General features: G+C 54.7%; 19 protein-coding genes. 12 read left to right on the top strand and 7 right to left on the bottom strand.

Translation table 11 applies throughout. The features are described 5' to 3' along the window. Positions 1-2 precede the first annotated feature (2 nt). From ptsP to leuS, 3 genes are all read left to right on the top strand, one after another. Positions 3-1,754: a phosphoenolpyruvate--protein phosphotransferase gene (ptsP, locus tag LVJ78_RS10075; RefSeq protein ID WP_132952794.1), complete on the top strand. Its 1,752-nt coding sequence runs from the start codon at positions 3-5 to the stop codon at positions 1,752-1,754. Between the two features lie 216 nt (positions 1,755-1,970). Then, entirely contained in the window at positions 1,971-2,744 is a 774-nt protein-coding gene (locus tag LVJ78_RS10080) for a putative phage abortive infection protein (protein WP_165870890.1), read from the top strand. 152 nt (positions 2,745-2,896) lie between these two features. Further along, complete coding sequence (gene leuS / locus LVJ78_RS10085; protein ID WP_132952798.1) at positions 2,897-5,542, top strand: leucine--tRNA ligase; 2,646 nt, start codon at positions 2,897-2,899, stop codon at positions 5,540-5,542. Positions 5,543-5,657: 115 nt separating this feature from the next. Here leuS and ppk1 read toward each other — a convergent pair whose 3' ends face one another. Then, positions 5,658-7,715: a polyphosphate kinase 1 gene (ppk1, locus tag LVJ78_RS10090; RefSeq protein ID WP_132952800.1), complete on the bottom strand. Its 2,058-nt coding sequence runs from the start codon at positions 7,713-7,715 to the stop codon at positions 5,658-5,660. A gap of 118 nt (positions 7,716-7,833) precedes the next feature. Continuing rightward, positions 7,834-9,489, bottom strand: coding sequence for an ABC1 kinase family protein (locus LVJ78_RS10095; protein ID WP_132952802.1), 1,656 nt, complete (start codon positions 9,487-9,489; stop codon positions 7,834-7,836). Between the two features lie 155 nt (positions 9,490-9,644). Between LVJ78_RS10095 and LVJ78_RS10100 the strand changes: the two genes are divergently transcribed. The 4 genes from LVJ78_RS10100 to LVJ78_RS10115 all read left to right on the top strand — a co-directional run bounded on the left by LVJ78_RS10100 (position 9,645) and on the right by LVJ78_RS10115 (position 11,576). Beyond that, the gene (locus tag LVJ78_RS10100; RefSeq protein WP_165870891.1) at positions 9,645-10,187 is read left to right on the top strand and encodes a C40 family peptidase; all 543 of its coding nucleotides are present in this window, start codon (positions 9,645-9,647) and stop codon (positions 10,185-10,187) included. Positions 10,188-10,196: 9 nt separating this feature from the next. Beyond that, positions 10,197-10,415 (top strand): hypothetical protein, encoded by a 219-nt coding sequence (locus LVJ78_RS10105; RefSeq protein ID WP_132952804.1) that lies wholly within the window; start codon positions 10,197-10,199, stop codon positions 10,413-10,415. A 130-nt stretch (positions 10,416-10,545) separates the two neighbouring features. Next, positions 10,546-10,884 carry a CidA/LrgA family protein gene (locus LVJ78_RS10110; protein ID WP_132952806.1) on the top strand — a complete coding sequence of 113 codons (339 nt, stop codon included), beginning with the start codon at positions 10,546-10,548 and terminating at the stop codon, positions 10,882-10,884. Next, positions 10,881-11,576 carry an LrgB family protein gene (locus LVJ78_RS10115; RefSeq protein ID WP_207894266.1) on the top strand — a complete coding sequence of 232 codons (696 nt, stop codon included), beginning with the start codon at positions 10,881-10,883 and terminating at the stop codon, positions 11,574-11,576. Before LVJ78_RS10110 ends, LVJ78_RS10115 begins: the two co-directional genes overlap by 4 nt. A 468-nt stretch (positions 11,577-12,044) precedes the next feature. On the opposite strand, the gene LVJ78_RS10120 is transcribed toward LVJ78_RS10115, so the two are convergent. The 4 genes from LVJ78_RS10120 to LVJ78_RS10135 all read right to left on the bottom strand — a co-directional run bounded on the left by LVJ78_RS10120 (position 12,045) and on the right by LVJ78_RS10135 (position 14,279). Further along, positions 12,045-12,530 carry a hypothetical protein gene (locus LVJ78_RS10120; protein WP_132952810.1) on the bottom strand — a complete coding sequence of 162 codons (486 nt, stop codon included), beginning with the start codon at positions 12,528-12,530 and terminating at the stop codon, positions 12,045-12,047. A gap of 65 nt (positions 12,531-12,595) precedes the next feature. Then, positions 12,596-13,207: a BON domain-containing protein gene (locus LVJ78_RS10125; protein ID WP_132952812.1), complete on the bottom strand. Its 612-nt coding sequence runs from the start codon at positions 13,205-13,207 to the stop codon at positions 12,596-12,598. A gap of 122 nt (positions 13,208-13,329) precedes the next feature. Then, the gene (locus LVJ78_RS10130; RefSeq protein ID WP_132952814.1) at positions 13,330-13,923 is read right to left on the bottom strand and encodes a phosphoheptose isomerase; all 594 of its coding nucleotides are present in this window, start codon (positions 13,921-13,923) and stop codon (positions 13,330-13,332) included. An 8-nt stretch (positions 13,924-13,931) separates the two neighbouring features. Continuing rightward, positions 13,932-14,279: a YraN family protein gene (locus tag LVJ78_RS10135; protein WP_132952816.1), complete on the bottom strand. Its 348-nt coding sequence runs from the start codon at positions 14,277-14,279 to the stop codon at positions 13,932-13,934. A 54-nt stretch (positions 14,280-14,333) separates the two neighbouring features. Here LVJ78_RS10135 and rsmI point away from each other — a divergent pair, with 54 nt between their 5' ends. From rsmI to LVJ78_RS10150, 3 genes are all read left to right on the top strand, one after another. Further along, on the top strand, positions 14,334-15,203 hold the full coding sequence (rsmI, locus tag LVJ78_RS10140; protein WP_132952818.1) for a 16S rRNA (cytidine(1402)-2'-O)-methyltransferase: 870 nt from the start codon (positions 14,334-14,336) through the stop codon (positions 15,201-15,203). A gap of 527 nt (positions 15,204-15,730) precedes the next feature. Beyond that, positions 15,731-16,042, top strand: a complete 312-nt coding sequence (locus tag LVJ78_RS10145) for a DUF488 domain-containing protein (protein ID WP_243650321.1) — start codon at positions 15,731-15,733, stop codon at positions 16,040-16,042. 176 nt (positions 16,043-16,218) lie between these two features. Beyond that, on the top strand, positions 16,219-17,001 hold the full coding sequence (locus LVJ78_RS10150; protein ID WP_132952820.1) for an acetoin reductase: 783 nt from the start codon (positions 16,219-16,221) through the stop codon (positions 16,999-17,001). Between the two features lie 70 nt (positions 17,002-17,071). Here LVJ78_RS10150 and LVJ78_RS10155 read toward each other — a convergent pair whose 3' ends face one another. After that, on the bottom strand, positions 17,072-17,950 hold the full coding sequence (locus LVJ78_RS10155) for a LysR family transcriptional regulator (protein ID WP_132952822.1): 879 nt from the start codon (positions 17,948-17,950) through the stop codon (positions 17,072-17,074). Positions 17,951-18,057: 107 nt separating this feature from the next. Here LVJ78_RS10155 and LVJ78_RS10160 point away from each other — a divergent pair, with 107 nt between their 5' ends. Both LVJ78_RS10160 and LVJ78_RS10165 read left to right on the top strand, forming a co-directional pair. Next, positions 18,058-18,456: a DoxX family protein gene (locus LVJ78_RS10160; protein ID WP_132952824.1), complete on the top strand. Its 399-nt coding sequence runs from the start codon at positions 18,058-18,060 to the stop codon at positions 18,454-18,456. A 72-nt stretch (positions 18,457-18,528) separates the two neighbouring features. After that, positions 18,529-19,134 (top strand): nitroreductase family protein, encoded by a 606-nt coding sequence (locus LVJ78_RS10165; protein WP_132952826.1) that lies wholly within the window; start codon positions 18,529-18,531, stop codon positions 19,132-19,134. Positions 19,135-19,225: the final 91 nt, after the last annotated feature.

Here is a 19,225-nt window from a genome sequence, read left to right on the forward strand (position 1 = left end):
TCATGAGCATCGTGTTACACGGCTTCACCGCCGGCAAGGGCATTGCCATCGGCCGCGCCCACCTGATTTTGCGCGGCATGACCGAAGTGCCGCAATACAACATCATCGCCGACGAATTGGCCGCCGAAACAACACGGTTTGACAACGCCATCAAGGCCAGCCGCCGCCAGCTCGAGCAGCTCAGAAGCGCCATTCCCGAAAACGCCCCCACCGAATTGGGCGCGTTTATCTCGCTGCACCTGATGCTGCTCACCGATGCCACCCTTTCGCGCGAGCCGGCCGACATCATCCAAGAGCAGAAAATCAACGCCGAATGGGCGCTCAAGCTGCAAACCGACAAGCTCTCACAACAATTCGACGAAATCGACGACGCCTATTTGCGCGAACGCAAGCAAGACATGCTGCAAGTGGTTGAGCGCATCCACAATAATTTGGTCGGCCAAAGCAACGAATTAAACCTCGAAACCAATCTGCTCGAAGACACCGTTTTGATCGCGCACGATTTATCGCCCGCCGACACCGTGCATTTCAAAGAGCAGCGCATTGCCGGCTTCGTTACCGATGCCGGCGGCCCCACCAGCCACACCGCCATTCTCGGCCGCAGCCTTGATATTCCCTCCGTTATCGGCTTGCGCAACGCACGCGATTTAATCAGCGAAAACGAATGGGTGATTGTAGACGGCATCAACGGCGTGCTGATTATCAACCCCGACGACACCGTGTTGGCCGAATACCGAGGCCACATGCGCGAATACAAAAACCGCAAACGCGCACTCAACAAGCTCAAAAAAACCGCCGCCACCACCGAAGACGGTCTCAACATCGAATTGCTGGCCAACATCGAATCAACCGAAGACATCAAACAACTGCACAGCGCCGGCGCCGACGGCGTGGGCTTGTTCCGCAGCGAATACCTTTATCTCAACCGCGACACCCTGCCCACCGAAGACGAGCAATACGAAGTTTACAGCACGCTGATTAAAAAGCTCAAAGGCAAGCAGCTCACCATCCGCACCGTCGATTTGGGCGTAGACAAAAACCCGCGCTGGTTCGGCCAAAACGCCACCCCCAACGGCAGCCTCAACCCCGCCCTCGGCCTCACCGGCATCCGCCTGTGCCTGGCAGAGCCCGTGATGTTCCGCACCCAGATGCGCGCCATTTTGCGCGCCGCCGCTCACGGCAAAGTCAACATGATGTGGCCGATGGTGGCCTCGCTCACCGAATTGCGCCAATGCATCGTGCATTTCGAAACCGCCAAGCGCCAGCTGGCCGAGCGCGGCGAAGAATATGGCGAAGTGTCGCTCGGCTGCATGATTGAAATCCCCTCCGCCGCGCTCACCGTCGGCAGCCTGCTCAAATTGGTGGATTTTATTTCCATCGGCACCAACGATTTGATTCAATACACCTTATCGGTCGACCGCGGCGACGACAGCGTGAGTCACCTCTACCAGCCCGGCCACCCCGCCGTGCTCAAGCTCTTGCAGCACATCATCCGCACCGCCAACCGCATGGGCAAATCAGTATCGGTGTGCGGCGAAATGGCCGGCGATTCCACCTACACCCGCCTTTTGCTCGGCATGGGTCTGCGCCGCTTCTCGATGAACCCAAGCAACCTGCTCACCATCAAAGACATCGTTTTGCGCAGCCACACCGGCCGGCTCGAAGAAGAAAGCGCCAAACTCATGCGCAACGAAGACCCGGAAAAAACCGATAAATTAATCAAAGAATTAAACAAAATGGATGAGGCCGTCTGAAACATTATGTCTGTCAACGCTTTCAGATGGCCTTGAATTAGAAATGGTAATTTATAGATTAACACCACAACTTTGCTTACAATAATTTTCCTACCATCACTTACCGCCAAAAAATTAATTATGAAAAGTAAGTTAAAAATATCTTTCTTGAAATGCCACTCTAATATCTTATTCAATAAAAAATTACTTCTATTTATAATCTGCCTATTTGCATGCATGATTTCTTTCTATACATTTTTTAGAGTATTTCAGCTAGAGATTGGAAGAAATGACTTTACTAATTGGATGATAATGTGCGGAACGATTGCCTCTGCCATTGGGTTGGTTTGGTTTAGTTCCCTAACATACAAAAATCAAAAGAATAACGAATTCTATGCATTGTTCAATGTATTACTTAATGAACATAACCAACTTTTAGATAAAATAAAAGAGAAGCCCTATTCTCTGCATACTTTAAATAAAGCTATTATCGGTCAATTTTCTAATTTTACACATAAACTAACAGAACTAGACCAAAGAAAATTAGGTGAAAAATATACTGATGACAAAGAAAAATTTCATCAGTCAATAGCTGAGTTGATCGATACTCATTTTGAATTCAAGCCTTATTTAATTACTTTGTATCATCTACTCGACTATATTTATAAAAACACCAAAATTGATGATACAGATAAAAAAGAATGCTATGGATTAGTTCGCGGTTTATTGCCATCTGAAATCCAGTTTCTCGTATTATTTAATGCTATTCATTTTGATCATTATCAATTTTTAATTGTAGAATCGAAACTATTGGAACATTTGCCCATAACAGAGAATTGGCTTCGCCAACAAGCAATGATTAATTCTGGTGCCCTTGATAAGCCAAGGTTTTGGGAATTAGATAAAAATGCCAAACAAATAGCTCCAAAGTTAAAAAATTATATTCTTTCAACTGAATTAATACCTTTAGAAGCCTTTGGATCTAGCATATATTTAAAGCAATCAACATAGTCTAGTTACAAACCTAGGCTGGCACCGCCTGAAGTCAAAAGCTTTCAGACGGCCTGAGCCATTATTTCCAAAACCCTTGCGCGAAGCTGCTATAATTCCGCTTTATTTTTATTCTGTTTGCGCCTGCCGCAATTTCACATCAAAGCCAAACCATGCAAGAACACTACCAACCCTCGGCCATCGAGCCTGCCGCCCAAGAAAAATGGCAACACGCCCGCTTGTTCAACGTATCTGAAGACACAAGCAAGCCCAAATATTATTGCTTGTCTATGTTTCCCTATCCCAGCGGCAAGCTGCATATGGGGCATGTGCGCAACTACACCATCGGCGATGTGCTTTCCCGCTTTAAGCTGCTCAACGGCTTTAATGTGATGCAGCCCATGGGTTGGGATGCGTTCGGTATGCCGGCCGAAAATGCGGCGATGAAAAACCATGTCGCCCCGGCCAAATGGACGTATGAAAACATCGATTATATGCGCAGCCAGCTTAAAAGCCTGGGCTTTGCCATCGATTGGGAGCGCGAAGTCACCACCTGCACGCCGGAGTATTACCGCTGGGAGCAGTGGCTGTTTACCCGCCTGTTTGAAAAAGGCATCGTTTACCGCAAAAACGGCACCGTAAACTGGGATCCGGTGGATCAAACCGTGCTGGCCAACGAGCAGGTGATTGACGGGCGCGGCTGGCGTTCGGGCGCGCTGATTGAAAAGCGCGAAATCCCGATGTATTACTTCAAAATCACCGATTATGCCGAAGAGCTGCTGGCCGACCTCGACAAACTCGAGCATTGGCCCGAGCAGGTCAAAACCATGCAGCGCAATTGGATTGGCAAATCGCGCGGCATGCAGGTGCGTTTTCAGGTAGCCCCTGAAAGCAAACAAGGCTTGGCGGGCGACTATGCCGATTATCTGCAAGTCTACACCACCCGCCCCGACACCTTGATGGGCGCCACCTATATGGCCGTGGCCGCCGAGCATCCGCTGGCCGCCGCTGCCGCGCAAGACAACCCCGAGCTGCAAGCCTTTATCGCCGAATGCAAGGCGGGCAGCGTGGCCGAAGCCGATATGGCCACGATGGAGAAAAAAGGCGTGCCCACCGGCCGCTTTGTGGTGAATCCGCTCAATGGCGACAAGCTGGAAGTGTGGATTGCCAACTATGTATTGTGGGGCTATGGCGATGGCGCGGTGATGGCCGTGCCCGCGCACGACGAGCGCGATTTCGAGTTTGCCCACAAATACCGCCTGCCGATTAAACAAGTGATTGCCGTGGGCGACAACGCTTTTGATGCCGAGCAATGGCAGGAATGGTATGGCGACAAAGAAAGCGGCACGTTGGTGAACAGCGGCAAATACAACGGCTTAAGCTTTCAGACGGCCTACGACACCATGGCCGCCGATTTGCAGGCAGCCAATCAAGGCGCACCGAAAACCCAATACCGCCTGCGCGATTGGGGCATTTCGCGCCAACGCTATTGGGGCTGCCCGATTCCGATTGTGCATTGCAGCACTTGCGGCGATGTGCCCGTGCCTGCCGAGCAATTGCCGGTGGTGTTGCCCGAAGATGTGGTGCCCGACGGCAGCGGCTCGCCCTTGGCCAAAATGCCCGAATTCTACGAAACCACCTGCCCCAAATGCGGCGGCGCGGCCAAGCGCGAAACCGATACCATGGATACCTTTATGGAATCGAGCTGGTATCCGTTCCGCTATATGTCGCCCCAATTCGAACAAGGCATGGTTGACCCGCAAGCCGCGCAATATTGGGGCGCGGTGGATCAATACATCGGCGGCATCGAACACGCCATTTTGCACCTTTTATACGCCCGCTTTTTCACCAAGCTGATGCGCGATGAAGGCTTGGTGAATGTAGACGAGCCGTTTGAGCGCCTGCTCACCCAAGGCATGGTGGTGTGCGACACCTATTACCGCGAAGCGGCCAACGGCAGCAAAGATTGGATTAACCCCGCCGATGTGGATTTGACGTTTGACGACAAAGGCCGCCCTGTTTCCGCCGTGCTCAAAGCCGACGGCCTGCCGGTGGTGATTGGCGGCACCGAAAAAATGTCGAAATCGAAAAACAACGGTGTCGACCCGCAAGCGCTGATTGAAGCCTACGGCGCCGACACCGCGCGCCTGTTTATGATGTTTGCCTCGCCGCCCGAGCAATCGCTGGAATGGAGCGACAGCGGCGTGGAAGGCGCGTTCCGCTTCTTGCGCCGCCTGTGGCGCACCGTCTACGACTACCGCAGCAGCGGTGATGCCGCAGCCGCATTTTCAGGTAGCCAAGAAGGCTTGAGCAAAGCGCTGAAAGAATTGCGCTTCAAGCTGCACAGCACCATCGCCAAAGTGGGCGACGATTACGGCCGCCGCCTGCAATTCAACACCGCCATCGCCGCCGTGATGGAGCTGCTCAACCAATACGACGCCTGTGTGCGCAACGGCGATTGCAGCAGCGCCGAAGGCCGCGCCGTGGCGCAAGAAGTGCTCGAAGCCGCCGTGCGCCTGTTGTGGCCGATTGTGCCGCACATCAGCGAAGCCTTGTGGCAAGAGCTGCGCCCCGGCACCGCGCTGTGGGATGCCGCCTGGCCGCAAGTAGACGAAGCCGCGCTGGTGAAATCGGAAATCGAGATCATGGTGCAGGTAAACGGCAAACTGCGCGGCAAAATCACCGTGGCCGCCGATGCGCCCAAAGATGCACTTGAAGCCGCCGCGCTGGCCACCGAAGGCGCGGTGAAATTTATGGAAGGCAAACCGGCCAAGAAAGTGATTGTGGTGCCGGGGCGTTTGGTGAATATTGTGGTGTAAGCCGTTGTGCCGACATCAAGGCCGTCTGAAACATTATTTCAGACGGCCTTTTTCAATTGCGGCAATCCGCTATTCAATTAACCCGCATTTCCTTTCTTGCTTGCAGCCGGCAGGCTCAGCTGCCGAATTCCTGCCACAAATCGTTTTGCAGATTCACCGGCACATCACCCTCGGCGAAGGGTGCGCGGATGTAGCTGCCGTCGGGCTGCATCAGCCAGGCTTGCTGATTGTCTTCCAGCGCCAGCGTGAGGCCTTCGCGGATTACGCGCGCTTTGAGCTCGCCCTGCTCCACCGGCGTGCAGGTTTCGATGCGGCGGAAGAAATTGCGCCCCATCCAGTCGGCGCTGGCAATATAGGTGTTTTCTTCGCCGCCGTTGTAGAAATAGAAAATGCGCGAATGTTCGAGCTGGCGGCCGATAATCGAGCGCACGCGAATATTGTCCGACAAACCGGGCACTTGCGGCCGCAGCGCGCACATGCCGCGCACAATCAGATCAATTTCCACGCCGGCATCGCTGGCGGCATAAAGCGCTTCAATCACGCTGGGCTCGATCAGCGAATTCATTTTGGCGATAATGCGCGCGCTTTTGCCGGCCTTGGCGTGCGCTGCTTCGCGTGCGATGCTGTCAATAATCATTTTGTGCAGCGTAAACGGGCTTTGATACACTTTTTTCAGATGAATGGGCTGGCCTAAGCCTGTGATTTCCAAAAATAAAGTGTTCACATCCATCGTGATTTGCTTGTCGGCGGTAATCAGGCCGAAATCGGTGTAGATGCGCGACGTGCCTTGGTGGTAGTTGCCGGTGCCCAAGTGGGCATAGCGCTTGAGCCTGCCCTCTTCGCGGCGCAACACCAGCGCCATTTTGGCGTGCACTTTATAGCCGAACACGCCATACACCACATGCGCACCGGCGTTTTCCAGCTGCTGTGCCCAATTCACATTGGCCGCTTCGTCAAAGCGCGCCATCAATTCCACCACCACAGTTACCTGCTTGCCGGCCAGCGCGGCAGTCATCAGCGCGCGCACCAAATCGGAATGGCTGCCGGTGCGATAGATGGTCATTTTGATGGCCACCACATCCGGGTCGACCGAAGCTTCGCGGATAAACTGCACCACCGGCTCAAACGATTGGTAAGGATGGTGCAGCAAAATATCTTTATCGCGCGCCGCATCAAGTATCGAATTGCCTTTGCGCAAGCGCTTGGGCACGCCGGCGGTGTAGGGCTTGAATTTCAAATCGGGGCGCGCCACCATATCGGGCACGGCCATCAGGCGCACCAGGTTTACCGGGCCTTGCACCTGATAAAGCTCGCTTTGCCCCAGCTTGAAGTGGCTGAGCAGAAAGTTGCGGATATGCTCGGGGCAGGTGTCGGCCACTTCCAGGCGCACGCCGTCGCCGTATTCGCGGTCGTGCAATTCGCTTTGAATGGCGGTGCGCAGGTTTTTCAAGTCTTCCTCATCCACAATCAGGTCGCTGTCGCGGGTGAGGCGGAATTGGTGGCAGCCTTTCACTTCCATACCGGTGAAAAGGCGGTAAACGTATTCGTGCAAAATCGATGATAAAAACACAAAGCCGTTGTCGCCGTCGCAGATTTCCGGCGGCAGTTGCAACACGCGCGGCAAAATGCGCGGCGCCTGCACAATCGCCATGCCCGAAGCGCGGCCGAATGCATCTTTGCCCTCCAATTCCACCGCGAAATTGAGCGATTTATTCAAAGGACGCGGAAACGGGTGGGAAGGGTCAAGCCCGATGGGCGTGAGTATGGGCAAAAGCTCGCAATCGAAATAGCGCTCGATCCAGGCGCGCTGCGCCGGCGTCCAGTTGCGGCGGCGGTAAAAATGAATGCCTTCGCGGCTGAGCGCAGGTTGCAGCTCATCGTTGAAAAGCGCGTATTGCTCTTGAATAATGGCATGCGCCTCGGCCGACACGGCGGCGATGGTTTCGGCGGGAGTTTTGCCGTTGTCGAGGCGGCTGTTGGGGCGCAGCTTCTGCTCGCGCTTGAGCCAGGCCATGCGCACTTCGAAAAATTCATCCAGATTCGATGACACAATGCACAAAAAACGCAGCCGCTCCAAAAGCGGCACACGCGCATCTTGCGCTTGCGCAAGCACGCGGCGGTTGAAAGCGAGCAGGCTCAGCTCGCGGCAAAGCAGGCGGTTTTGATCCGACATAACAATCCCTGAATATGGCTTTTTCAAACACTTTAGTATAACGTGTTTTGATGACGCATTGATGAAAAATCAGGCCGTCTGAAAGCTTTCAGACGGCCTTCCCTGCACGGCAGAGCGCTTAATGTTTGCCCGAGCGCCAAATCGACCAAATAATCCACAAGCTGTTGGTAAAGGCCAATAAATAGCCGAGAAAGCCGATAAACTTGGGGCCGGTTTCGATGCTCATCACAATCGACGAGCCGATAATCAGCGCGGCGGTAACAATGCCCATGGTGAGGCGGTTGGTGGCTTTGTCGATTTGGTGGATAAATTGCTCGGTGCGCTTGAAATCGAGGTTGACCACAAACTGGCCTTTTTGAATGCGCCGGCTCAAGCGGAAGAGATTTTGCGGCAACTCATCAAGCGATTGCAGCAGCGTTTGCGCGTGCATCTTGCTTTTGCGCAGAATATGCTCGGGTGAGGCGCGCGCTTTAAACACTTCGGCCACAATCGGCTTGGCCTGCTCCAGCATCTCGGCGCTGCCGTCGAGCTTTTTCACCACGCCCTCGAGCGTGATCAGGGTTTTAAACAGCATCACCAAATCGCCCGGCAGCGTGAGGCCGTGTTGGCGCATGATTTGGGTGATGTCGTTAATCACTTGGCTGATGCGCAGATCGCGCATGGGTGTGTGCTCATAATTGAGCAGCATTTCGAGCACATCGGCGCCGAGCAGGTTTTCATCGGGCAATTCGCCCTGCGCCCAATTGCTCAGCACATATTGCATGGTGAATTGGTCGCGGTGGGTGAGCGCGTTGATCAAATCAATGATTTCGCGGCGGCGGGTGCTGCTCAAATGGCCGACCAAGCCGAAATCGATCAGCGTGATGCCGCCCTCTTCGTTGATAAAGATATTGCCCGGATGCGGGTCGGCATGAAAAAAGCCCTGCTGCAAAATCATGGTAAACAAGGTGTCGGTGATGCGGTTGGCCAACATGCGGCGGGTGTCGGCAGCCAGGCTTTCAGACGGCACGTTTTTCAACAATTTGTCGCCGATGTATTCCTGCACCAAAAGATAGCGGTTGGAATATTCGGCATAAATCTTGGGAATGTGCACAAAAGGATGGCCGGCAAATGTGGCCTCAAAGCGCTGCATATAGCGCAATTCCACCGATAAATCGGTTTCTTTGGCGAGGCTGCGGGCGAAATACTGCACCATCTGCACCGGCTGGTAGCGGCGGCTTTCGGGAATTTCCGATTCGATAAGATGCGCCAGATGATTTAAAATACGCAAATCGGCCTGTATGGTCGGCTCGATGTCGGGACGCTTGATTTTCACCGCCACAATATCGCCGTCCACCAATTGGGCGCGGTGCACTTGCGCAATCGATGCGCTGCCGATGGGATGCGGGTCGATGTGTTTGAACACCTCGTGATAAGGCCGCCCCAGATGCGTTTCGATCAACACGCGGATATCGGCGGTGGCAATGGGCGCCACATCGCTTTGCAGCTGCTCGAATTCTTCAATCCACTCGGCATCAAAAATATCCACGCGCGTGGAGAGCACTTGCCCCAGCTTCACAAAAGTAGGCCCCAGCTCTTCAAACGCCAGCCGAAAGCGCCTGGGCGTGCTCATATAGCGCTGATTCGATGCCGCTTCATCATCGGCACCGCGCACGCCTTTGTGCGAAAGCTTGATGCGCTGGACAAATTCGCCCAGCCCGTGCTTCGACAAAATCGTCATGATTTCGCGCATACGCGAGAAATCGCGCATGGCAAGTAAAGTTGGAATCATCATGGCTTTTGCTGTATTGTGTGCGCCTATACAAGAATGATTAACAGCATAGCACACAAACCCTCGGCAGCGAATGCGGCCGAGTTGCGGAAAACAAAGATTGGCAAAGGCCGTCTGAATGCATTCAGACGGCCGTGAAACACACGGAATGCATGTGCATGAACTCATGGAAGCAATTTTTTATCACCACGCTGGCCGCCATCTGCCTGTTGATGCCGGCCGCCGCCCATGCCGACGAGCTGGAAACCCTGATTAATCTGCAAGCCGCCGGGCGCACCGACAGCCGCGACATCAGCCGCAACGAGGCCGACAACCTAATCGGCAGCGCCATGGGTCTGCTCGGCGTGGCCTACCGCTACGGCGGCACTTCGGCCAACACCGGCTTCGATTGCAGCGGCTTTATGCAGCATATTTTCCGCCGCAGCATGCAAATCAACCTGCCGCGCACCTCGGCCGAGCAGGCGCGCATGGGCGAGCCGGTGAGCCGCAGCGATCTTCAGCCGGGCGACATGGTGTTTTTCAACACGGCGGGGCGGCGCATTTCGCATGTGGGGCTCTATATCGGCAACAACCGCTTTATTCACGCCCCGCGCACAGGCAAAAACATCGAAATCACGAGCCTTGACAACAAATATTGGGGCAGCAGATATGTGACCGCGCGGCGCGTGAAAAAAAACGACCCCGCGCGCTTTCTTCAGTAGGAAACCATCATGAGCATGCCTGAAATGCCGAAATGGTATGGCGACGATGGCGACATCGTTTCCTGTACCGAAAAAATCAAAGTCATGAGCGAAAACATGCAGGAGCTTTACCAAACCGCCCAAGATGCGTTTGAAGATGCGCTCTTGATGGGCTGCGGCGAAGCACAGCTGCGCGATTATCTGCAAGCGCTGGTGGCCGGACTGGAAAACCCTTACAAACGCGGCTGAACAAGATATGGTTCGGATCACACCGCATCCGAAAATTTGTTATGCGGCAAAAAGTTTCAGACGGCCTCTTTTACCGACAGGCCGTCTGAAAGCCGTTTCTTCATCCGAAAAGCGTTGAAAAGAGAGAAAAATGATACGTGCAGTGGGCATTTTGCTGGGCTTTTTGGCCGCGGGCGAATGCATTGTGTTTTTTACCGGCTTGAAGCTGCCGGGCAGCATTATCGGCATGGGCTTATTGTTTGCCGCCTTGCAGGCGGGCTGGGTGAAAAAAGCCTGGCTCGAGCAATTGGTTAACGTGCTGATGACCAACTTATCATTATTTTTAGTGCCCGCCTGCGTGGCGGTGATCAGCTATTTAGACCTTATCCGCAAAGACTGGCTCTCGATTACCGTGGCAACATTGGCCAGCACTTTTCTGGTGTTGTTTGTCACCGGCAAAGCGCATGAGTTGATGCGGAGGTATTGGTGATGGAAATGCTCGCGCATCCGGTGACGCTGCTGTTTCTCACCGTAACGGTTTACGGGCTGGCCAACCTCGTGCGCGCCCGCACCGGCAGCATTTTGTGCAATCCCGTGATGATCAGCACCTGCCTGATTATTCTTTACCTGAAGCTTTTCGATATCGACTACCCCACTTATTACGAAGCCGGCCGCATCATTGATTTTTGGCTGCAACCGGCCGTGGTGGGGCTGGCGGTGCCGCTTTACGTCAACTGGCCGAAAATCCGCAGCCAATGGCTGCCGATTATCACCTCGCAATTGGCCGGCAGCATCACCGGCATCATTACCGGCATGTATTTCGCCAAATGGCTGGGCGCCGAGCGCGAAGTGGTGCTCTCGCTGGCGGCCAAATCGGTCACCAACCCGATTGCGCTGGAAATCACCCGCAGCATCGGCGGCATACCCGCCATCACCGCCGCCACCGTGATTCTCGCCGGTATGATGGGGCAGATGATAGGTTTCAAGCTGCTCAGCAGCAGCACCGTGGGCCCACCCACCTCGCAAAGCATCGCCCTGGGCACAGCCTCACACGCCATGGGCATCGCCTCGGCCATGGAGCGCAGCCGCAAATTCGCCGCCTATGCCAGCCTGGGGCTGATTTTCAACGGCGTGCTCACCGCCATTCTCGCACCGCTGCTGATTCCTCTTTTGGGCATTTGATGTTTGGTTGTTTGCCCGCAAGCATTTGATTTGATACCCATTCAAGAAAGTAAGCTAACAAGGCGGTGAGCCGCAGACAGTACAAATATAGTGGAATGCATAAAAAAGTGACACAACGGGTAGGTTGGGTTGAAAACCCAACAAGCCCACAGGCCGTCTGAAACGTTGGGTTTATCAACCCAACCTACGCCGTTGTAGCATGCAGTTTCATATAACTTTTCCTTGCATTTCACTATAGTACGGCAAGGCGAGACAACAAAGTTAGGTTATTTTTTTGGATTGGTATGAGTCGGCTCATAAGCACGATTGCGTTTCGTTGCTCGCACCCTCGCTGAAGGCCGTCTGAACGCAGCGGAAAACCTTGTTCTGCGAACAAGCGTCGGATTCGAGAATCCGACCTACACACTAAAAAGGCCGTCTGAAAAGTTTTCAGACGGCCTTTTGCAACTTAATGGGTTTATCCGATGCTTAAAACAGATTATCCATCACATCTTTAGGTTTGGCGGGCTTGGCTGCGGGGTTGGCCGGTGCGGGCGCAGGTTTTTCCGGCGCAACAGCCGGTGCGGCAGGTGCAGCGCTTGCAGCAGGTGCTGCGGCAACCGTTGCGGGTTTGGCCGCCGTTGCCGGCGTTTCGGCATTGGCCGGCGCGGCCGGTTGTGTGCGGCCGCCTGTTGCTGCGGCTTCGGCCGGCGGTGCGGCTACCTGCCCCGGCAACAACACTTGCCCGGCCGGCACGGCCACATTCGATGCGCCGCGCGGCGATAAGATTTCAACGGTGTTGCCGCTGCTGTTCGCAGGTGGGGCAGCGGCGATTTCACCCGGTGCGCTCATGGTGCGGAACACGCCCACCACCAGCGCGGCCACGGCCAGCGCCACCACCACAAAAGCGGCGAGCAATAGATGTTTGGGGGTGAGGTTGAAACCTTTTTTGGCGGCATTCTGTCGCGCTGGCATATGAATATTCCCGATGGCGGCAGGCCGTCTGAATGCTTGCGGCATTTCAGACGGCCTGTTCCGGATTATGGTTGTTGGATATAGGTTTGATAAAGGGTAACCACTTTTTGCACGCCGGCGGTGGTGCTTACTTTTTCGGTGACTGCGGCCTGCTCTTCGGGCGTGAGGATGCCCATCACATAAGTGGTGCCTTCATAGGTGACGATTTTCACGCGGCTGGGAATCACGCCCTGAATGCCGAGCAAGGTGGTGCGCACTTTGGTGGTGCTCCAGGTGTCGGCGCTCACATTGCCGAAGGTGCGCGCTTGCGGTGCCACTTCGATGTAGTTATACACCGCTTGGGCCGATTGCTCGGCGCGCGCCACTTGTTCGACAAAGTTTTTCTCGCCCTCAGTGGCCACTTGGCCCAAAAGCAGGATGTGGCGGTTGTAGCTCACCACGGCAAGCTTGGGCTCGAAGCCTTCGGCGGCATTGTTTTGGCGCAGGTAAGTGTTGGCGGTGTTGCGGATACGCAATTCCATCACTTCGTCATCGGCTTGCGCGCCGGTACTGCGCCGGTCGATGGCCGATGCGCCGCCCACCGCCGCGCCGCCCACAATCGCGCCCACGCAGCCGCTAAGGCCGGCAGCCAACAAGGTGGCGGCGGCTAAGGTGAGGGCATGCTTTTTGATGCTCATACAAACGTCCTTTCGTGATGCGTTCGGGCAGCCTTTACGGCTGCCGGAGAAAATCGGAAACAATCAGGGCGTGATTCTAGCGTGTTCTGCGCACTTTTGCATACACCGCCGCCCGGCGGCGCTTATACGCCCTCGAGCAGCATGGTGTCGATGCAGTCGCACAGCGCATGAATCAAGAGAATATGCACTTCTTGAATGCGGGCGGTGCGCGGGTGCGGCACGTTGAGCAGAATATCGTTGTCGTTGAGCATGGCCGCGATTTTGCCGCCGTCGCGGCCGGTGAAAGCAATCACCTGCATGTCGCGCTCGTGCGCCGCTTCGATGGCGGTGATGATGTTGGCTGAATTGCCGGAAGTGGAAATGCCGATCAACACATCGCCCGGGCGACCTAGCGCGCGCACTTGCTTGCTGAACACATGGTCGAAGCCGTAATCGTTGCCGATGGCGGTGAGCGCGGAAGTGTCGGTGGTGAGCGCCACGGCGGCCAATTCCATGCGCTCTTTTTCAAAGCGGCCGGTCATTTCGGCGGCGAAATGCTGCGCATCGGCAGCCGAGCCGCCATTGCCGCAGGCGAGGATTTTGCCGTCGTTCATCAGGCATTGCAGCATGATTTCGGCGGCTTGCGCGGTGGGCGCGCTCAACACTTCGGCGGCTTGCTGCTTGGCTTGGATGCTTTGGGCGAAATGTTCGGCCACGCGGTTTTGTAATGTTGTCATGTGATGGATTAACCTGTGATATTTTGCACCCATTCGGGCTTGTGGCCGCCCTCGATCAATACGGCATCAAGGCGGCAGGGTGCGTGGTTGAGACGGTGTTGCTGCAGATAATGTTCCGCGCTGCGCTGCAATTTAGCCAGCTTGGCCGGGGTGATGCTGCCGGCCGCGCCGCCGAAACGGCTGCTTTTGCGGTATTTTACTTCAACGAATAAAATCGTGTTGCCATTTTTGACAATCAGGTCGATTTCGCCAAACGGGCAATGCCAGTTGCGCGCCACCAGCTTGCAGCCTTGCGCCTGCAAAAACACCAGCGCCGCATCTTCGGCGGCCGCTCCTTCTTTATGGTTTAAGCGCATTGTGTTTATCCCCGTTATAATGAAGCCTTTCAGACGGCCTCTTCCATTATTCATATGCAGAAACATTATCAAAAAGCCTGCGACAGCCTGGCTGCGCAAACATTATATGTGGTGGCCACGCCCATCGGCAACCTGGCCGACATCACGCTGCGGGCGCTGGCGGTGCTCGCGCATGTGGATATCGTTTGCGCGGAAGACACGCGCGTGACCGGCCAGCTTTTGAGCGCTTACGGCATCCAGGCCAAGCTTTTGAGCGTGCGCGAGCACAATGAGCAGCACATGGCCGATAAAATCATCGCCGCGCTGGCCGAGGGCAAAAGCGTGGCGCAAGTGAGCGATGCGGGCACACCGGCGGTGTGCGACCCGGGCGCGAAGCTGGCCGCGCGTGTGCGTGAAGCGGGCTTTAAAGTGGTGCCGGTGGCAGGCCCGAGCGCCGTGATGGCCGCCTTGAGCGTGGCCGGCGTGGCCGAGCCGAATTTCTATTTCAACGGCTTTTTGCCGCCCAAAGTGGGTGAGCGCCAAAGGCTTTTGGCCAAATGGCTTGAAGCCGATTATTCGGTGGTGATGTTTGAAACGCCGCACCGCATCGAAGCGGCGCTGGCCGATATGGCCGCGCTTTTTCCCGAGCGAAAAATCGTGCTGGCGCGCGAAATCTCCAAAACGTTTGAAACCTTTTTAAGCGGCAGCGTGGCCGACATTCAGACGGCCTTGAAAGAAGACAGCAACCAGAGCCGCGGCGAAATGGTGCTGATTCTGCATCCGGCGCAGGTGGAAAAACACAGCGACATGCCCGAAGCGGCGCAGCAAGTAATGAAAATATTGGCCGCCGACCTGCCCACCAAGCAGGCTGCCGATTTGGCGGCGAAAATTACCGGCGAGAGCAAAAAAGCGCTCTACGATTTGGCGCTGACCTGGAAAGCCTAGGGTCTGTTCACAATTCATCCGCGAGTAAGATTTTGAGCGCAAAAGCGTGGCTGCAAGGCGAAAAGCACAGCAAGGTTGAACACCTTGCGAGCATTTTCAACGCAGCAGGCGCGTTTTTGAGCCAAAATATTGCCGCGTGATGAAATGTGAACAGACCCTAAACCGCCTGTTTTTTTCAGACGGCCTGCATCGATTTATTCGGAAAGGCAGCCATTGTGTATGATACCCATTCAAAAAAGTAAGCTATTGATTCGGCAATTAAATATTGAACATTTTCAGATGCCGGCAAACAAGCCTTTGGCTTGTTGCCCTCTCCCTAGCCCTCTCCCACGGGAGAGGGAACAGGTTTCTGCTGCGGGCAAGAGGATGTGAATATTCAATAATTAGTTGCCGCATCTATAACAAGGCGGCGAGCTGCAGACAGTACAGATAGTACGGCAAGGCGAGGCAACGAAGTTAGGTTATTTTTTTGGATTGGTATCACGTGCAAAGAATCTACGATTACGAGCCCGGCAGCGAGCGCGGCGGTGTTTGTCGACCGCCTTTATCCGCGCGGCATACCGAAAGCGCGCATGGCGGGCGTGTTGTGGTTGAAAGACATCACCCCGAGCGCGGCTTTGCGCGAATGGTATCACGCCGATGTGCAAGCGCATTTCGATGAATTCACGCAGCGTTCTTGGGAAGAATTGCACGGCCAAACCGAGCAGGCGGCCATAGGCCGTCTGAAAACGCTGGCGCAGCAGCACGATGTGCTGCTGCTCACAGCGGTGAAAAATCCGGCGCAATCGCATGTGTCGATACTGCTGGATTATTTGGGCGAACCTTTTACCGCAGCCTGATGCCGTGCACTTTGATGTGCTTGTTTCAAACAGGCCGTCTGAAAGCTTTCAGACGGCCTGTTTGTGTAAAGCCTTTTTAAGCTGGGTTTATACGGTTGTTGATGGCAGCTTGTTTATGTTTTAATCAATTGCAACATGCAGCACCCGACTGATTCAACCTCAAAAGGAGCGATGCAATGAGCAGCAAAAAAGTAGCAGTGATTACCGGCTCGGGCGACGGCCTGGGCAAAGGCATTGCCGAGCGTTTGGCGCAAGACGGCTTTGCCATTGTGTTGTCGGACATCAATCCCGACACCTTGGCCAAAACCGAAGCCGAATTCAAAGCACGCGGCGCGGCGGTAAGCGCATTTTTGGGCGATGTGGGCAAGCGCGAAGATCAGTTTGCGCTGGTCAAACACGCGGCAGACACCTTCGGCCGTGTGGATGTGTTTATCAACAATGCCGGCATTGAAGACGTGATGGCGCTGGAAGATGTGCGCGAGGCCGATATCGACCGCGTGTTCAACATCAACGTTAAAGGCGTGATTTTCGGCACACAAGCAGCGGCCGAGCAAATGAAAAAGCAAGGCGGCGGGCGCGTGTGCAAAATCATCAATGCCTGCTCGATTGCGGGGCATGAATCTTATGATTTGCTCGGCGTGTATTGCGCCAGCAAACATGCCGTGCGCGCGCTCACGGTGGCGGCGGCCAAAGAGCTGGCCAAGCACAAAATCACCGTTAATGCTTATTGCCCGGGCGTGGCCGCCACCAAGATGTGGGACCGCATTGATGCGGAAATGGCCAAATATATCGACACCAAACCGGGCGAAGCATTTGAAAAATTCTCGGCCGGCATTTTGATGGGGCGCCCGCAAGTGCCGCAAGATGTGGCTGCGCTCGTGCATTATCTGGCTTCGGAAGATTCCGACTACATGACCGGCCAATCGCTTTTGATCGACGGCGGCATGGTGTTTCGCTGATTGCTCTATATGAAATAAAAGGCCGTCTGAAAGTTCAGACGGCCTTTTTGATGAGTTTTTATGATGTTTTCTACTGCATTTTTTCCACCAGAAAATCAATAAAGCTGCGCACTTTGGCGCTCAAAAATGCGCGGTCGACATAAGCCGCATAGAGCTTGATCGGCGGCATTTCATATTCGGGCAAAAGCTGCACCAGCGAGCCTTGTTTCAAATCATTGGCCACCAGCCATTCGGGCATATAGCCGATGCCGCTGCCGGCCTGAATCAATTTGCGCAGCATCAAGGTGCTGCTGCTGCGCATTTGCGATGTAAGCTGCAAAGTTTCCGTTTCGCCGTTGCGGGTGAACGTTACCGTGCTCATGTCCACATAAGAAGGCAGCACGGCTTGGTGCTGTGCGGCTTCGGCCAGCGTTACCGGCACGCCGTGGCGGCGCAGATAATCGGGCGAGGCCACAGGGAAAAAGCGGATTTCAGTAATGGGCTTCACAATCAGCGAAGGATTTGGGTCTCTCGACACGCGCAAAGCCATGTCGAAGCCATCGGCAATCAGGTCGATTTTGCGGTTGTCGAGCGACAATTCCAGCGTCACTTCCGGGTAGCGGCGGCGGTATTCGGCAAAGCAATCGGCCATACGGCTATTGGCAAACCATTGCGGCATGGTGATGCGCAAAAGCCCTTGCGGGGTGTCGGTGCCGCTGGCGGCGCGCTCGGCGGCGGTGTCAAGCGTTTCGAGCGCATAGCTGCATTGGCGGTAATATTCTTCGCCCGCTTCGGTGAGGTGCAGGTTGCGGCTGTTGCGGTGCAAAAGCTTGGCGTGGATGCTGTTTTCCAAATGGCTCACATGCTTGCTGGCCATCGCTATCGAAATATCAAGCTTGTCGGCCGCGCGGGTGAAGCTGCCCTGCTGCACCACTTCGCGAAACACTTTCAGGCTGAGCAAAGTATCCATATTTTCCTGCTAAGAAATAGTTATTCAATAAAACGAGTATATATCAACCAATCAGGCAAGGCTATACTGCGCTCTATTCATCACACACCAACGAAAGAAGAATCACCATGAATGCTTTAGCCCGTTATCAACCGGTTTTGTTGTCGGTATTGCGCATTGTTGCGGCTTATCTGTTTTTGCTGCACGGCACCGCCAAGCTTTTCGGCGTGCCGCATGTGGAAATGTTTGACGGCTTGCAACTGTTTTCGCTCTACGGCTTGGCCGGCGTGCTCGAGCTGGTGGGCGGCCTGCTGCTTTTGCTCGGCTTGTTTACCCGCCCGGTGGCTTTTGTGCTTTCAGGCCAAATGGCGGCAGCCTATTTTATCGGCCATGCAGCCAGCGCCCCGCTTTTCCCGATACTCAACGGTGGTGAAGCAGCTGTGTTGTTCTGCTTTGTGTTCCTCTATCTGGCCGCAGCCGGCGGCGGTGCCTGGGCCTTGGACAACAAGCGCCATAGCGATGCATAATCTCTCTTGCAGTTAAAACCCAATCTTGATTTTAAAGCCGGCATTTTGCCGGCTTCACCAAAGGAAACCGAAATGGCTTACCAAGATGTTCAAAAAGGGGCTGAAAAGCGCCGCACCATTTATGCTTTAAATAAAAACCTGCCGCTGCCCGCTGCCGAAGTGGCCAAAATCATCGAGCATGCCGTGTTGCACACACCCTCTTCTTTCAACTCGCAATCCACCCGCGTGGTGGCGCTGTTTGGCGCGGAGCATGAAAAGCTGTGGCAAATCACGGAAGATGCGCTGCGCGCCATTGTGCCGGCAGATAAATTCGAGCCCACCGCGCAAAAATTGGCCATGTTTAAAGCCGCTGCCGGCTCGGTGCTGTTTTTTGAAGACCAAGAAGTGGTGCAAAACCTGCAAGCAAATTTCCCGGCTTATGCCGACAATTTCCCGGTGTGGGCGGAGCATACCGATGCCATGCACCAATATGCGGTGTGGACCACGCTGGCCGAAGCCGGCATCGGTGCCAATTTGCAACACTACAACCCCTTAATCGACCACGCTGTGGCCGAAGCTTGGGATATTCCGGCTTCTTGGAAGCTGCGTGCCGAAATGGTGTTTGGCGGCATCGCCACACCGGCAGGCGAGAAAGCTTTTGCGCCGTTGGAAGGCCGTTTTAAAGTGCACGGCGCCTGATTTACCTGAATCAACACACAGGCCGTCTGAAAGCGGATAGTGTCTTCAGACGGCCTTTATTTGTTTCATTCAATTTGTTATAATGTTAACC

The organism is Uruburuella suis (assembly GCF_022870845.1).
Taxonomy (GTDB): domain Bacteria; phylum Pseudomonadota; class Gammaproteobacteria; order Burkholderiales; family Neisseriaceae; genus Neisseria; species Neisseria suis.

What these genes read in the sequence shown, in the direction of transcription:
- rsmI (WP_132952818.1), top strand. Translation starts at nt 14,334, where the DNA reads ATGCAGAAACATTATCAAAAAGCCTGCGACAGCCTGGCTGCGCAAACA.
- leuS (WP_132952798.1), top strand. Translation starts at nt 2,897, where the DNA reads ATGCAAGAACACTACCAACCCTCGGCCATCGAGCCTGCCGCCCAAGAA.
- LVJ78_RS10135 (WP_132952816.1), bottom strand. Translation starts at nt 14,279, where the DNA reads ATGCGCTTAAACCATAAAGAAGGAGCGGCCGCCGAAGATGCGGCGCTG.
- LVJ78_RS10150 (WP_132952820.1), top strand. Translation starts at nt 16,219, where the DNA reads ATGAGCAGCAAAAAAGTAGCAGTGATTACCGGCTCGGGCGACGGCCTG.
- ptsP (WP_132952794.1), top strand. Translation starts at nt 3, where the DNA reads ATGAGCATCGTGTTACACGGCTTCACCGCCGGCAAGGGCATTGCCATC.
- LVJ78_RS10160 (WP_132952824.1), top strand. Translation starts at nt 18,058, where the DNA reads ATGAATGCTTTAGCCCGTTATCAACCGGTTTTGTTGTCGGTATTGCGC.
- LVJ78_RS10165 (WP_132952826.1), top strand. Translation starts at nt 18,529, where the DNA reads ATGGCTTACCAAGATGTTCAAAAAGGGGCTGAAAAGCGCCGCACCATT.
- LVJ78_RS10155 (WP_132952822.1), bottom strand. Translation starts at nt 17,950, where the DNA reads ATGGATACTTTGCTCAGCCTGAAAGTGTTTCGCGAAGTGGTGCAGCAG.
- LVJ78_RS10105 (WP_132952804.1), top strand. Translation starts at nt 10,197, where the DNA reads ATGAGCATGCCTGAAATGCCGAAATGGTATGGCGACGATGGCGACATC.
- LVJ78_RS10095 (WP_132952802.1), bottom strand. Translation starts at nt 9,489, where the DNA reads ATGATGATTCCAACTTTACTTGCCATGCGCGATTTCTCGCGTATGCGC.
- LVJ78_RS10130 (WP_132952814.1), bottom strand. Translation starts at nt 13,923, where the DNA reads ATGACAACATTACAAAACCGCGTGGCCGAACATTTCGCCCAAAGCATC.
- LVJ78_RS10125 (WP_132952812.1), bottom strand. Translation starts at nt 13,207, where the DNA reads ATGAGCATCAAAAAGCATGCCCTCACCTTAGCCGCCGCCACCTTGTTG.
- LVJ78_RS10110 (WP_132952806.1), top strand. Translation starts at nt 10,546, where the DNA reads ATGATACGTGCAGTGGGCATTTTGCTGGGCTTTTTGGCCGCGGGCGAA.
- LVJ78_RS10080 (WP_165870890.1), top strand. Translation starts at nt 1,971, where the DNA reads ATGATTTCTTTCTATACATTTTTTAGAGTATTTCAGCTAGAGATTGGA.
- LVJ78_RS10100 (WP_165870891.1), top strand. Translation starts at nt 9,645, where the DNA reads ATGAACTCATGGAAGCAATTTTTTATCACCACGCTGGCCGCCATCTGC.
- ppk1 (WP_132952800.1), bottom strand. Translation starts at nt 7,715, where the DNA reads ATGTCGGATCAAAACCGCCTGCTTTGCCGCGAGCTGAGCCTGCTCGCT.
- LVJ78_RS10120 (WP_132952810.1), bottom strand. Translation starts at nt 12,530, where the DNA reads ATGCCAGCGCGACAGAATGCCGCCAAAAAAGGTTTCAACCTCACCCCC.